The 13,186-nt window shown below is 61.6% G+C and carries 13 protein-coding genes; 7 read left to right on the top strand and 6 right to left on the bottom strand.

What is annotated here, in order from left to right; translation table 11 throughout:
• Positions 1 to 16: 16 nt before the first annotated feature.
• The 4 genes from XI06_RS26855 to petA all read right to left on the bottom strand — a co-directional run bounded on the left by XI06_RS26855 (position 17) and on the right by petA (position 4,036).
• Positions 17 to 442: a hypothetical protein gene (locus tag XI06_RS26855; protein WP_237866688.1), complete on the bottom strand. Its 426-nt coding sequence runs from the start codon at positions 440 to 442 to the stop codon at positions 17 to 19.
• 114 nt (positions 443 to 556) lie between these two features.
• Positions 557 to 1,231 carry a dienelactone hydrolase family protein gene (locus XI06_RS26850; protein ID WP_237866686.1) on the bottom strand — a complete coding sequence of 225 codons (675 nt, stop codon included), beginning with the start codon at positions 1,229 to 1,231 and terminating at the stop codon, positions 557 to 559.
• Between the two features lie 148 nt (positions 1,232 to 1,379).
• The gene (fbcH, locus tag XI06_RS26845; protein ID WP_237866685.1) at positions 1,380 to 3,443 is read right to left on the bottom strand and encodes a cytochrome b/c1; all 2,064 of its coding nucleotides are present in this window, start codon (positions 3,441 to 3,443) and stop codon (positions 1,380 to 1,382) included.
• A gap of 62 nt (positions 3,444 to 3,505) precedes the next feature.
• Positions 3,506 to 4,036, bottom strand: coding sequence for a ubiquinol-cytochrome c reductase iron-sulfur subunit (gene petA / locus XI06_RS26840; RefSeq protein WP_092227410.1), 531 nt, complete (start codon positions 4,034 to 4,036; stop codon positions 3,506 to 3,508).
• A 280-nt stretch (positions 4,037 to 4,316) separates the two neighbouring features.
• Here petA and XI06_RS26835 point away from each other — a divergent pair, with 280 nt between their 5' ends.
• From XI06_RS26835 to XI06_RS26805, 7 genes are all read left to right on the top strand, one after another.
• Positions 4,317 to 4,775 carry a tRNA (cytidine(34)-2'-O)-methyltransferase gene (locus XI06_RS26835; RefSeq protein WP_237870154.1) on the top strand — a complete coding sequence of 153 codons (459 nt, stop codon included), beginning with the start codon at positions 4,317 to 4,319 and terminating at the stop codon, positions 4,773 to 4,775.
• Positions 4,776 to 4,794: 19 nt separating this feature from the next.
• Positions 4,795 to 5,427: a 7-carboxy-7-deazaguanine synthase gene (gene queE / locus XI06_RS26830; RefSeq protein WP_237870152.1), complete on the top strand. Its 633-nt coding sequence runs from the start codon at positions 4,795 to 4,797 to the stop codon at positions 5,425 to 5,427.
• 14 nt (positions 5,428 to 5,441) lie between these two features.
• Complete coding sequence (locus XI06_RS26825; RefSeq protein WP_237866682.1) at positions 5,442 to 5,807, top strand: 6-pyruvoyl trahydropterin synthase family protein; 366 nt, start codon at positions 5,442 to 5,444, stop codon at positions 5,805 to 5,807.
• Positions 5,808 to 5,811: 4 nt separating this feature from the next.
• A complete protein-coding gene (hemF, locus tag XI06_RS26820; protein WP_442869479.1) occupies positions 5,812 to 6,711 on the top strand; it encodes an oxygen-dependent coproporphyrinogen oxidase in 900 nt (299 codons plus the stop codon).
• Positions 6,702 to 7,454: an HAD family hydrolase gene (locus XI06_RS26815; RefSeq protein ID WP_271606932.1), complete on the top strand. Its 753-nt coding sequence runs from the start codon at positions 6,702 to 6,704 to the stop codon at positions 7,452 to 7,454. Before hemF ends, XI06_RS26815 begins: the two co-directional genes overlap by 10 nt.
• Before the next feature lie 329 nt (positions 7,455 to 7,783).
• Entirely contained in the window at positions 7,784 to 9,028 is a 1,245-nt protein-coding gene (locus XI06_RS26810) for an ABC transporter substrate-binding protein (RefSeq protein WP_271606931.1), read from the top strand.
• Positions 9,029 to 9,260: 232 nt separating this feature from the next.
• On the top strand, positions 9,261 to 9,473 hold the full coding sequence (locus tag XI06_RS26805; protein WP_237889339.1) for a YodC family protein: 213 nt from the start codon (positions 9,261 to 9,263) through the stop codon (positions 9,471 to 9,473).
• 244 nt (positions 9,474 to 9,717) lie between these two features.
• On the opposite strand, the gene XI06_RS26800 is transcribed toward XI06_RS26805, so the two are convergent.
• Both XI06_RS26800 and XI06_RS26795 read right to left on the bottom strand, forming a co-directional pair.
• Positions 9,718 to 10,524 carry a substrate-binding periplasmic protein gene (locus XI06_RS26800; RefSeq protein ID WP_237866674.1) on the bottom strand — a complete coding sequence of 269 codons (807 nt, stop codon included), beginning with the start codon at positions 10,522 to 10,524 and terminating at the stop codon, positions 9,718 to 9,720.
• Positions 10,525 to 10,973: 449 nt separating this feature from the next.
• On the bottom strand, positions 10,974 to 12,452 hold the full coding sequence (locus XI06_RS26795) for a DUF1254 domain-containing protein (protein ID WP_237866672.1): 1,479 nt from the start codon (positions 12,450 to 12,452) through the stop codon (positions 10,974 to 10,976).
• Positions 12,453 to 13,186 lie beyond the last annotated feature (734 nt).

Genomic DNA, 13,186 nt, shown 5'->3' with positions numbered 1-13,186 from the left:
CCTGCATGGCGTCGTCCTAGTAGGCTCCGACCTCATATCCGATTGCTCGAAACCCGCTCTCGGGGGCATATCGGAATTCAAACGTGAATTCGGAATTCGTGTCATGCCAAGTCAGTGCGCAGCGACCGTCGGGCAGCGATAGCAGCTTTGCGGTGTGCAGGTGCTTGCGCATGGCAGGCGTGAACAACGTGTCGTAACGCTGCAGAAATTCGGCCTCGCTCTTGACCGGCCCGCTCTGAACGTCGTGCTTGCCTTCCGCCGACCAGTACTCGACGGGGAAGGAGATCAGCTTGACGATGCGCGTCTTGTCGTTCGCGTTCGCGGCGCTCTCGAAATCAGTTCGGAATGTCTGGAATTCCGGCCCGTTGCATGCAGGCTCTTTCGCCCAGCAGGGCGCCGCAAGGCCGGCGACGAACAAGGATGCGATCAGGCAGATTTTCATAGGGATACTCGGCGCCAACGTGTTGGCTCCGACGCGGCAGGGTGTGCGACCACGCCAGAGCGGCCACCGGATTCCCGGCGGCCTGCTCTGTGTCGCTTCAACGCGTGACTGCGTTCACCCCAAATGCTTCCTGAAAAACTCCGTCGCCCGGCCCCAGGCGAGCTCGGCGGCTTCGCGGTCGTGCACGGCCTGGCGCTGCTCGTTGACGAAGGCGTGCTCGGCGTCATAGCGGAACAGCTCCAGCGACTTGCCGGCGGCTTTCATGGCTTTTTCGAAACCACTGACCAGCTCCGGCGTGCACCAATCGTCCTTGTTGGCGAAATGGGCCTGGAGCGGGATCTTGACGTCGGCGGGCTTGGCGGCCTGCTCCGGCGGAATGCCGTAGAACACGACGCCGGCGGCGAGCTCCGGCACATGCACCGCGCCGATGATGGTGACGGCGCCGCCGAGGCAGAAGCCCGTCAGCCCGACCTTGGCGCCGTTGCGCGACAGATATTGCGTGGCACCGCGCACCGTCTGCGTGGTGGCGTCCATGAAATCGAGCGAGTTCATCTCTTTGCCGGCCGCGTCCGTGTCGTGATACGGCACAACCTTGCCCTTGTAGAGATCGGGCGCGAGCGCATCGAAGCCGGCGAGCGCGAAGCGGTCGCACAGGCCCTTGATCTGGTCCGACAGGCCCCACCATTCCTGGATCACGACCACGCCCGGCGCGTTGCCGCGCGCGGCGTTGGCGAGATAGCCCGAGGCGTCCTTGCCGTCCGGGCGCTTGAAAGTGATGGTGGTTCCCATGGTGTCCTCCGACGCGTTCTGGGGAGAGCTGGGCGGTATTTTGGCCGCTGGGAGCGTGGAGCGCAATCTCGACGGACAACACACGCGCGTGTCCAACAAAAAAGCCCCCTTGCGGGGGCTTCTTCGTTCTCGTTTCGCGTCAAGCCGCTCAGTGCGAGTCGGCCCAGACCTTCTTCTTGGTGAAGTACATCAGGAACGCGAAGATGATCAGGAAGATGAAGACCTGGAAGCCGAGGCGCTTGCGCGCTTCCATGTGCGGCTCGGCGGTCCACATCAGGAACGTGGTGACGTCCTTGGCGTATTGCGCGACCGTCGTCGGCGAGCCGTCGTCAAAGGTCACCTGGCCATCGCTGAGCGGCTTCGGCATCTTGATGGCGTGGCCCGGGAAGTACTTGTTGTAATACGAGCCTTCCGGAATGGTCACGCCTTCCGGCACCTTGTCCTCGAAGCCCTGCAGCACCGCCGCGACGTAATCCGGGCCCTGCTCCTGGTACTGGCTGAAGAAGTCGATCAGGAACATCGGGAAGCCGCGGCCGTACGAGCGCGCCTTGGTGATCAGGGAGAGGTCGGGAGGCGCCGCGCCGCCATTCGCCGCGCGAGCGGCCTGCTCGTTCGGGAATGGCGAGGGGAAGTAGTCGGCCGCCCGGCCCGGGCGCTCGAACATCTCGCCCTGGTCGTTCGGGCCGTCCTTGATCTTGTAGTCGGAGGCAAACGCGGCCACCTGCGCCGTCGAATAGCCGGGACCACCGGGATCGCCGAGATTGCGAAAGGCGATCAGGGACAGGCCGTGGCAGTTGGAGCAGACCTCCTTGTAGACCTTCAGGCCGCGCTGGAGCGCACCGCGATCATACTTGCCGAAAGGGCCGGCGAACGACCAGCTGTTGCCCGGCGGCTTGGTGCCGCCTTCCTCGGCGCGGGCATCCTGCAACGAACCGAGGAACAGCGCGCCGGCTGCGACGAGCGCGACCGCGATCGAGGCGACGGCCTTGCCGCTCTTGGCGAGGATCGCCTCCGAGATCGAGTTCGGCACCGGCCGCGGCTTCTCGATGCGCGAGAGCAGCGGCAGCACGATCAGGAAGTAGGCGAAGTAGCAGACCGTCAGGACCCGGCCGGCGATCACGTAGATGCCTTCCGGCGGCTGCGCGCCGAGATAGCCGAGCAGGATGCAGACCGCGACGAAGATCCAGAAGAACTGCTTGGCCAGCGGACGGTACTTCGACGAACGCGTCCTCGCGCTGTCCAGCCAGGGCAGGAAGCACAGGATGATGATCGCCGAGAACATCCCGATCACGCCCGCGAGCTTGTTCGGGATCGAGCGCAGGATCGCGTAGAACGGCAGGTAATACCATTCCGGCACGATGTGCGGCGGCGTGACGCCCGGGTTCGCCGGAATGTAGTTGTCGGCATCGCCAAGATAGTTCGGCATGTAGAAGATGAACCAGGCGTAGAGCAGCAGGAAGCAGGCGACGCCGAAGCCGTCCTTGATGGTCGCATGCGGCGTGAACGGCACCGTGTCCTTTTCCGTCTTCGGCTCGACGCCGTCGGGATTGTTCTGGCCGGCGACGTGCAGTGCCCAGACGTGGAGCACGACGACGCCCGCGATCAGGAACGGCAGCAGATAGTGCAGCGAGAAGAAGCGGTTCAGCGTCGGATTGCCGACCGAATAACCGCCCCACAGCAGTGTCACGATGCTCTCGCCGACATAGGGAATGGCCGAGAACAGATTGGTGATGACGGTGGCGCCCCAGAAGCTCATCTGGCCCCAGGGAAGCACGTAGCCCATGAAGCCGGTCGCCATCATCAGCAGGTAAATGATGACGCCGAGGATCCAGAGCACCTCGCGCGGCTCCTTGTAGGAACCGTAATAGAGGCCGCGCAGCATGTGGACGTAGACCGCGAAGAAGAACATCGACGCGCCGCAGGCATGCATGTTGCGCAGCAGCCAGCCGTAGTTCACGTCACGGACCAGCAGCTCGACCGACTTGAAGGCGAGATCGGCATGCGGCGTGTAGTGCATCGCCAGGATCACGCCGGTCAGGATCTGCATCCCCAGCATGAAGGACAGTATGGCGCCGAAGGTCCACCAATAGTTCAGATTGCGCGGGGTGGGATAGACGACGAAGGAGGAATGGACGAGACCCATGATCGGCAGGCGCCGCTCGATCCATTGCAGTGCCGGATTGCTCGGCTGGTAGTCGGATGGTCCGCTCATGATGCGATCCTGAGGAAATAAAACGACGAGACGGTTCGAGGCTTCGGACGCGGGTCCGAGGCTCAGCCGATCTGGATTTTGGTGTCGGAAACGAAAGTGTACGGCGGCACGGCCAGGTTCGCGGGCGCGGGCCCCTGGCGGATGCGGCCGGACGAATCGTACTGCGAACCATGGCAGGGGCAGAAGAACCCGTCGTAATTGCCTTCATGGGCGATCGGGATGCAGCCGAGATGAGTGCAGATGCCGATCACGACCAGCCACTGATCATGGCCAGACTTGACCCGGGCCTCGTCGGACTGCGGATCGGGCAGGCTCGCGACCGGAACGGCGCGCGCCTCGTCGATCTGCTTCTTGGTGCGGTGGCTGATGTAGATCGGCTTGCCGCGCCAGAACACCTTGATGTCCTGCCCCTCGGCAACCGGGCTCAGATCGACCTCGATCGGCGCCCCCGCGGCGATGGTCGAGGCGTCCGGATTCATTTGGGAAATAAAGGGCCAGAGCGCGGCCGCGCCCCCTACGGCTGCAGCTGCCCCCGTTGCAACGAATAAGAAATCACGGCGTGTCGGATGGTCCGCCGAAGACGCTGTCGTCACGATTCCAACCCTTTCTTCTTATGCTGCCGGTGGAACCGCTCCAGGAGCCCCCAAGGTCCCCGGAACAGCGCTGCCGGCGCCCGCGGCCCCCCGCGGCGGCAGAACTTGGCTTGTCCTCGCCAAAACAAGGCGAAAAACAGCAGTCCAGAATCGTTCTATTGGCACCCTTGCAGGGCGAGCGCAAGCCCGCTAACGGCGCGGGAGCGTGCAATGCACGAATTCCCGCGCTAGCGATGTTTTATTGAGACAATTCCGTCCCGGCCGAAGCCCTGTAACGCCCATGCAGATCGCACTTTTCCAGCCCGACATTCCCCAGAACACCGGCACGATTCTCAGGCTCTGCGCCTGCCTGGGCATCGCCGCCCACATCATTGAACCGGCCGGCTTCCCGGTCTCCGACCGGCATTTCCGCCGGGCGGGAATGGATTACCTCGGCCATGTCAGCATCACCAGGCACGACTCCTGGACCAAATTCGAGGAATGGCGGGCGGCACAAGGCTACCGCCTGCTGCTGTTCACCACCAAAGCCGCCACCGACTACCGCGATTTTCGTTACCAGACGTCGGACATCCTGCTATTCGGGCGCGAGAGCGCCGGCGTCACCGACGCGGTGGTCGAGGCCGCGGATGCGCGGCTGGTGATCCCGATCACGCCAGGGCTGCGGTCGCTCAATGTCGCCATGACCGCGGCGATGGCCGCAGGCGAAGCGCTCCGGCAGGTCCGGAACCCGCACGATTGAACATGACGAGGAGAGATCAGTGAGCTACGCGGTCAAGGAAATCTTCCTGACCCTGCAAGGCGAAGGCGCCCATGCCGGGCGCGCGTCGGTGTTCTGCCGCTTCGCCGGCTGCAACCTCTGGAGCGGCCGCGAGGCGGACCGCAGCCAGGCCGCATGTCAGTTCTGCGACACGGATTTCGTCGGCACCGACGGCACGCTCGGCGGCCGCTACGCAACGGCGGTGGAGCTCGCCGACACCATCGCTGGGCAATGGACTGGAGCTGCCTCCAACCGCTATGTGGTGCTGACCGGCGGCGAGCCGCTGCTCCAGGTCGACGACGCCCTGGTCGCGGCGCTCCATGCGCGAGGTTTCGAGATCGGCGTCGAGACCAACGGCACGGTCGAAGCACCCGAGGGCCTCGACTGGATCTGCGTCAGCCCGAAAGGCGGCAGCGAGCTGGTGTTGCGCAAGGGGCACGAGCTAAAGCTGGTCTATCCGCAGGCCCTCGCCGCGCCCGAGACTTTCGAACGCCTCGCCTTCGAGCGCTTCTCGCTGCAGCCGATGGACGGACCTGAAGTCATCGAGAACACCGTGCGCGCGATCGACTATTGCCTGCGCCATCCGCAATGGCGGCTGAGCTTGCAGACGCATAAATCGCTCGGCATCAGATAGGACTGAACGGACAGATGTGGGAATTGACGAAACAGTTCCGCTTCGAGGCGGCGCATACGCTGAAGGGGACGACCTTTGGTGAGGCGAGCGAAGAGATCCACGGCCACTCCTTCCGTGCCGAGGTAACGGTGCGCGGCACGCCCGACCCTGCGACCGGCATGGTGGTCGATCTCGGCCTGCTCCAGCGCGCCATCGAAGAGGTCAGGCTCACGCTCGACCACAAGTTCCTCAACAAGATCGAGGCGCTGGGCACGCCGACGCTGGAGAACCTGTCGCGCTTCGTCTGGGAGCGGCTACAGCATATCGGCAAGCTGACCCGCGTCAGCATCCACCGCGACAGTTGCAACGAGAGCTGCACCTATTACGGTCCGCAAGGCTGACGACATGACATCCATGCTGGACCCAACACTGATCGAAGACCGCAAGGCGCGCGCGCGCGCCTGGTTCGAGCGCTTGCGCGACGACATCTGCGACAGCTTCGAGCGGCTCGAGGACGACGCGCCGCAAAGCCTCTATCCCGGCACGGCCGGCCGCTTCAATCGTACGCCCTGGCAGCGCACCGACCACAGCGGGGCCAAGGGTGGTGGCGGCGTGATGTCGATGATGTCCGGCCGGCTGTTCGAGAAGGTCGGCGTGCATTGCTCGACCGTGCATGGCGAATTCGCGCCCGAGTTTCGTGCGCAGATTCCGGGCGCAGCGGACGACCCGCGCTTCTGGGCCTCCGGCATCTCGCTGATCGCGCATATGCGCAATCCGCACGTGCCGGCGGTGCACATGAATACGCGCTTCGTCGTCACCACCAAGGCGTGGTTCGGCGGCGGCGCCGATCTCACGCCGGTTCTCGACCGAAGGCGCACGCAGGAAGACGCTGATACGCTGGCCTTCCACGCCGCGATGAAGGAGGCTTGCACCGGCCCCAACGGCGTCGCCGCTTACGACAAGTACAAGAAGTGGTGCGACGAGTATTTCTATCTGCCGCACCGGAAAGAGGCGCGCGGCGTCGGCGGCATCTTCTACGACTGGCACGACAGCGGCGACTGGGACGCCGACCTCGCTTTCACGCAGGATGTCGGCCGCGCCTTCCTGAAGATCTACCCTGACATCGTCAGGCGCAATTTCGCGAGCGCCTGGACCGCCGAGGACCGCGAGGAGCAGTTGATCCGGCGCGGGCGCTATGTCGAGTTCAACCTGCTCTACGACCGCGGCACCATCTTCGGGCTCAAGACCGGCGGCAACGTCGACTCCATCCTGTCGTCGCTGCCGCCGGAGGTGAAATGGCCATGAGCATCGTCAAGCCCGTCGTGAAATCTCTGCCCCGCGCCATGCTGATCGACATGGACGACACCATCCTGTCAGCCTATGGCCGGCCCGAGATCGCGTGGAACACGATCGCCGAGGAATTCGCCGAGGAGCTCGCACCGCTGCCACCGGCTCAGGTCGCCATGGCCGTGCTGGCCTATGCGCGACAGTTCTGGTCGACCGCGGGAGCGGAGTGGCGCATGAAGCTCGGCGAGGCGCGCCGCCTCACGGTGCGCGGCGGCTTTGCTGCGCTCGCTGCAAGCGGTCACCGCGCCCTGCCCGACGATCTCGCCGATCGTGTCGCCGAGCGCGTCACCACCTATCGCGAGGAAGCGATCTTCGTCTTCCCCGGCGCGCATGATGCGATCGACGCCTTCAAGGCGCACGGCGTCAGGCTCGCGCTGGTCACCAACGGCGCCGCCGACATGCAGCGCGCCAAGGTCGAGCGCTTCGAGCTCGCCCATCGCTTCGATCACATCCAGATCGAGGGCGAGCATGGCTTCGGCAAGCCCGAGGAGCGCGCCTATCTGCACGCGATGGAGGCGCTCGGCGTCACCGCTGAAGACACCTGGATGATCGGCGACAATCTGGAATGGGAAGTCGTGACGCCGCAGCGCCTCGGCATCTATGCGATCTGGCTCGACGCGCATGGCGGCGGCCTGCCCGAAGGCTCGACCGTCAAGCCCGACCGCATCATCCGCTCGCTGACCGAGCTCGTGCCGGGCTAAATCCCGAAAACAACCCCATGCACAGTAGGTGGCGCTGCACAATCAGCAGCTTGCCGCACAATGTGCCGCGACTGCGGATTTTACGAAAATTCGTTGACCCGTCGGGCAAAACAGGCGCATGATGCCATGGTGGCGAAGTTTGCCAGGGACTTCTTCGGCGGCAAGTACGAGCGCCCCGGTCAGTCATATTGACCGATCGCGCCAAGGTGCGGACGGCACGTGGCTCTCCCGTCGACAGGCATTGACGAAACGCGTTCAGTCTCAACGCGAGACCCGACAAGAGGTCCTCAACAAACGAGCACCTTCATAAGTTCACAGGGAGAAACGAAATGCCTTTCGTCACGCGACAATTGGCGGCGTTGTCGACCGCCATCATTTTGTTCGCTTCCAGCGGAAGCGACGCACTTGCTCAGAAAAAATACGATACCGGTGCAACCGATGCCGAAATCAAAATCGGCAACATCATGCCGTATAGCGGGCCCGCGTCGGCTTATGGCATTATCGGCAGGACGATGAGTGCCTATTTTCGGATGATCAACGACAACGGCGGGATCAATGGCCGCAAGATAAACTTCATTTCCTACGACGATGGCTATAGTCCACCGAAGACCGTGGAACAAGCGCGCAAGCTCGTCGAGAGCGACGAGGTCTTTCTGATTTTCGCGTCGCTCGGCACGGCCACCAACGCCGCTATCCAGAAATACATGAATGCGATGCGTGTGCCGCAAATATTCGTGTCGACCGGCGCGTCACGGTTTGGCGATCCTGAGCATTTTCCATGGACGATCGGCTGGCAGCCGACGTACCGCGCGGAGGCACGTATCTATGCAAGCTACATCCTGACGAACCATCCGAACGCCAAGGTCGGCGTGCTCTATCAGAACGACGATTTCGGCAAGGACTACATTCAAGGCCTGAAGGACGGGCTTGGCGACAAGTTTGACAAAACCGTCATCGTCAGCGCGCCCTATGATGTCGGCACCCCAACGGTAGATTCGGAAGTCGTGGCGATCAGGACTGCGAAACCCGACGTCTTCATCAATATTGCCACGCCCAAATACGCGGCGCAGGCGATCCGGAAAGTCGCTGAACTCGATTGGCACCCGATCCACATCATGACGAATGTCTCGAACTCTATTGGTGGAGTCATAAAGCCCGCCGGCGTCAAGAACGCCGAGGGGATCCTGACCGCCCTCTACAACATGGACGTAACCGATCCGCAGTGGGACAGCTACCCCGGCATGCAGCGCTTTCGAGCTTTCCTGGCAAAGTATTATCCGGAAGCCGACAAGTCCGATGCCGGCACGATCGCGGCCTACAATCTGTCGACGGGATTGGTCGAAGTTCTGAAAGAGTGCGGTGACAATCTCACACGCGAGAACGTCATGAAGGTGGCCGCCAATCTTGATTTCGAGGTCGAAACCCTCCGTCCAGGTATCCGCGTCAAGACCTCACCGACCGATTTCTATCCGATCGAACAGATGCGAATGAGCCGATTCAACGGCGAACACTGGGAGGGGTTTGGTCCGGTCATCGACTCGCACATTGATCAGGTGGCACTTTCCACCAAATAACCAGTTGCAGTAGAGGACGCGGAGATTGCGCCTCCACATTTCGAATGCACCAGGATGAGGAACGGTGATGGATTTGAGGCGGATGTGTGCCGCTGCCCCATCGCTCATTTGGCTGCGATGCCGAATTTGGTCGCTATAGGGGCATGGCGGACCCTCGCCAGCCCCGCCCCGTGTTCGGCGTGTCATGACAACTTGCTAGCGTTGCATCCGGGTCAACTCGAAAGGACAGTCCATGGAATTGAAAGCCGGCGATATCGTCATGCTCAAATCGGGCGGCCAGCCGCTGACAGTTGCGGAGGTCAAGGGCGAGGACGTGCTCTGCGTCTGGATGGGCATGGAAGGCGATCTGTTCCGCGAAACGCTGCCGCTCGCCACCCTCATCCGGGTGGAAGAAGAAGACGAGGATGAGGATGACGAGGAAGAAGACGAGGAGGACGAGGAGTAGACCCGCCCAACACCACATCCTGGTTGGATCCGAGCTTTCCGCTCCGGCACTCCCGATGTCCGCTTCTGTGCCTGCCACAGCACAACAGCGGACATTCGAGACATTAAGACAGGGAGTTACGGTGCCGGTGCACTCGACTTGCAGGACACCGCGAGTCATGAAGTGCTGGCACCGTCATCGACGCGATCCATCACACGGTCATCCACAGCCCTTGGTGCCCCGGCCTCCTTAGTGCCCGGCCTCCTTAGTGCCCGGCCTTGGGCCCCAGGTATTTCTCAAAGATGGCCTCAAAGCTGTGGTCGTCCTTCATACTCGTCAGAGCTCGATCGAAATCGGCGATGACTTTCGAATAGTCACTTTGCTTGTTGAATGCCAGATAACTTGGAATCTCGTCGATGCCTGGAGACAGCTCCCTTATCTTGTCCTGATACCCCTTGTTGCGCGCGGCATCGAGGACGACATGCCGGTAGCCGATCGCCAGATCGATCCTCTTCAGGGCAAGCATGCCAACGAGGGTATCGACATTGTTGGTTTCGACGGTCGTCGACCACACCCCCGTCTTGAGTGCACTATCGACCTTGAGGCCGTAACTCGTGGCCCTGATTGTCCCGATCCTAAGCCTTCCCAGCTTGCCGATGTCGCCGTCAAACATCACATCGGAATCGGCAGGGACAAAAAACGCCAGCACCTGTGTGATGACCGGGACGTTGGTGTAGGTGAGAAACTCATTTCGCTCAGGCAGCTTGAAAACCGAGAATATTCCGTCGACACGGCCGCTGCGAACTTCCGCCAGGCAACGTGCCCAGGGCATCACCTGGACTTCAATCGGCTCGCCAGTCCTTCGAAAGGCTTCGGTCACGACATCGACAAGTATTCCTGCCGGCTTGCCATCATTAATATAGGCTGTGGGCGAGCTGTCGGCGGCCACGAGGACAAGGCCGGCGGGATACGCAGTGCCGCAGCCCGTTGTCGCGATCGCAAGGGCGAACAGGAAGGATCTCAGAGGACCAGCACCTTTGGCTGAATCCCGGATGCGCTGATTTCGCATCATGTTGAACTTTCGCGGCGCAGGCTCACGCGCAAATCGAAGTCACGCGCGAATCTCGCACCTCCGCGGGGAGTTGCCAAGCGCAAAGGGATTTGGAACCGAGGGAGACATTGGAATTGGCAACTGAACTTGCTTCGGCGGCACCTGCAGCGGCCGGCCTTGGCAGGAAGCGCGCATCATGTGGCGGCTAGTCCTGGCCTGCATGTCGATGCTTCCGACCAGCATCTCATCGCACGTGCGGTCGGTCATCCTGCTAGGAGGATGAAGACGAGGAGGAGGACGACGAGTAGGCTCGGCCAAGCCTGCATCCTCATGCGCGCTATCGGAGCGCCCGGCTCCGACGCGCAAGATGTCCGCTTCTCCGCCGACAACGGCGCAAGAGCGGGCATCGCTGGATATCGGAGAAGGGCTCCAATAGCGGAAATGAGGAGGAAGCTTCGACCTCCTCGCTGCTACAGCGGCTCAATCTCGCCGGGCCGCCAAGTCTTGTCGAACCACGGCTGGAGCGGGCCGTAAAGACGCAGGAGCGTATTCCATCCTTTGCCGGGAATGGTCTGCACCCAGTTGTTCTCCTTGCCCACCGGCGCCTTCGGCCCGAAATAGATGTCCACTGACCCGTCCGCGTTGGGCAAGAGTTTCGGGTTCTGGCTGGTTGCGGCTGGCCAACGCTGGTCGGTTTGCAGCATGGAGCGGGTCTGATTGTCGTAGAGGATGACCGACCAGAATTGCTTGACCGGGATGTTGGGCGGCAAGTGCAGCTTGTAATTTTTTCCGCCGTCGAGGGGCTCGTTTTGGCTATCAACGAACGCGGCCATGTACTGCGATCCCTCGCCAACTGACTTCGAATCCATCGCCGGCGTCACGCCCGTCGCGTAGAAGAAGAATGCGGAGTAGGCATCGAGGATACGCGCGCCGTTTTCCTCGAACTTATAACCGCCGAAGAAGCCCGTTCGCCACGCGCTGTCGGGATAATAGTAGCTTTCCTTGATCCGCAACCGGCCATTGATTGTACGGGCGGTGGCGTCACCTACCAAGGCGGCTTCGGTCAAAATTTTCTTCATGCGTGCATCGGGCGCGAAGGGCTTCCCCTTCTGGATGCCGACCGATGCGTAGAGGCCGAGTGTGACCGGGTCAACTGTATCGGTCGGCTCCTCCTGCACAACCTGATTCAGATACTCCCAAAATGGATAGTCTCCCGGCGCCAGCGTGCTAAATGCCTTACCGGAAACATGGACGAAATTGAGTTTCGGGGGATTGGCAGCATCTTTCAGGCGATAGATCCGCGTGTGTTTTTCGACCGAGTCGACGCCCGGCTTCGGATCGCCGTTCACCAAGAACGAGCGCCACGGAACCCAGACGCTGAACGTCGCCGTCTTCACGACAAAGTATCCGCTTGGCACCTCACCGTTGTAGCCGGGCGGCAGGATCAGGTACTTGCCGCCCTGCCCCTTGTCTGGCCCGACGAGCCCAACATCAGTAACAAAATTATACCACATGTCGTTGATGAGGCCGAGCACATTGGGTGGCACTTCGAGGACCAGAGGCCCGTCGCGCAGGTCGAGCCAAAACCAAGTGTAGGGCGTGTTGTTGTTCGGGGTGAGAAAAAGCGACTTCGAGTCCATCCTATCCTCGAAGATAGGCACCGTCAGATTGAACGGCCCCAGTTCCGCGATGCCCTTTCGATTTGCCAATTGGTTCACTGGAGCTAAGGCTAACAGGTAGGCTTGGACGGCGTGTTGGAAGTCTAAATTGTCGTAGAGCTTTTCCACGGTCGCATCATCAGGAAAGCCGTCGAAGAACTTCAGCATCCCAAGGCGGGTCTCCACCTTGTCCGGGATTGCAACGCCCGGCGGTATCGGCGTTTGCATCTTGTATTGCTGAGCGTTGAGCGGAATTGCCGAGAGCGCCACAAACGACAGCGCAGCAACCATTGATGCCACCAATTTCATGATGCGGCCCGTCTTGTCAGATGTTGAACTAAAAAACAGTTCTGCGGAAATCCGATGTTGGGATTTCGAGCAAGGCTACGAATCTCGCGAAATGACCGGTCAACGTCTGCCAGCGCGATTGACCGGGCCACCGCGATTTACGGTCCCAGCACCCACCACCGCTTGTCGTGCAACGGGCCGCGGCCGCAGCACTACGCCTGGCCGCGCGACACAATTTGCAGGATAATCAACATACGTGCAGTACACTACGGCACCCGCCTTTTCGGCGCTTGCGCCCATGATCCCTACTATCGTCAAAGCAACTAATGTGACCGAGACCGACAGCTTCATTTGGACGACCTCCATTCAGAAATTCTAGAATGAGCCTCTGGAGCGCCCCCGTCTTGATGCAAGTCAAGCGCGTCAATCCGCGCGGCGAGGGCACTATCCGAGCCGAGTCAGGACATGCCTAGTTTGGCCGCGCGGTAGCCTTGCAGACGTGCCGCTGCACCTGCCGTCCATCCGGGCGATTTTCCTTTGTGGGTTGCTGATGTCCGCTTCGGGTCGATCGCGTCGCTTCGGTCGGAGCAACGTGGCGTCCGCTTTACCCCTCACGATGACATCTACGCATGGATCGGAATCTGCCGCCAGGCGCCAAAGCACAAAGTCGCTGCGCTCCAGCCCGCTGCGCGGGAGCAAGAGCCGAGAGGGCGGTAGCCAGTTGAGACGATAGTGGT

This window comes from Bradyrhizobium sp. CCBAU 11434 (genome assembly GCF_028128895.1).
GTDB lineage: Bacteria > Pseudomonadota > Alphaproteobacteria > Rhizobiales > Xanthobacteraceae > Bradyrhizobium > Bradyrhizobium zhengyangense.
This window is presented reverse-complemented; position numbering and strand designations above follow the sequence as displayed.

Excerpts from the sequence above, each read along its gene's own strand:
- XI06_RS26825 (WP_237866682.1), top strand. The coding sequence starts at position 5,442 with ATGTGGGAATTGACGAAACAGTTCCGCTTCGAGGCGGCGCATACGCTG.
- fbcH (WP_237866685.1), bottom strand. The coding sequence starts at position 3,443 with ATGAGCGGACCATCCGACTACCAGCCGAGCAATCCGGCACTGCAATGG.
- XI06_RS26810 (WP_271606931.1), top strand. The coding sequence starts at position 7,784 with ATGCCTTTCGTCACGCGACAATTGGCGGCGTTGTCGACCGCCATCATT.
- XI06_RS26800 (WP_237866674.1), bottom strand. The coding sequence starts at position 10,524 with ATGATGCGAAATCAGCGCATCCGGGATTCAGCCAAAGGTGCTGGTCCT.
- XI06_RS26835 (WP_237870154.1), top strand. The coding sequence starts at position 4,317 with ATGCAGATCGCACTTTTCCAGCCCGACATTCCCCAGAACACCGGCACG.
- XI06_RS26805 (WP_237889339.1), top strand. The coding sequence starts at position 9,261 with ATGGAATTGAAAGCCGGCGATATCGTCATGCTCAAATCGGGCGGCCAG.
- hemF (WP_442869479.1), top strand. The coding sequence starts at position 5,812 with ATGACATCCATGCTGGACCCAACACTGATCGAAGACCGCAAGGCGCGC.
- XI06_RS26815 (WP_271606932.1), top strand. The coding sequence starts at position 6,702 with ATGGCCATGAGCATCGTCAAGCCCGTCGTGAAATCTCTGCCCCGCGCC.
- XI06_RS26855 (WP_237866688.1), bottom strand. The coding sequence starts at position 442 with ATGAAAATCTGCCTGATCGCATCCTTGTTCGTCGCCGGCCTTGCGGCG.
- XI06_RS26795 (WP_237866672.1), bottom strand. The coding sequence starts at position 12,452 with ATGGTTGCTGCGCTGTCGTTTGTGGCGCTCTCGGCAATTCCGCTCAAC.
- XI06_RS26850 (WP_237866686.1), bottom strand. The coding sequence starts at position 1,231 with ATGGGAACCACCATCACTTTCAAGCGCCCGGACGGCAAGGACGCCTCG.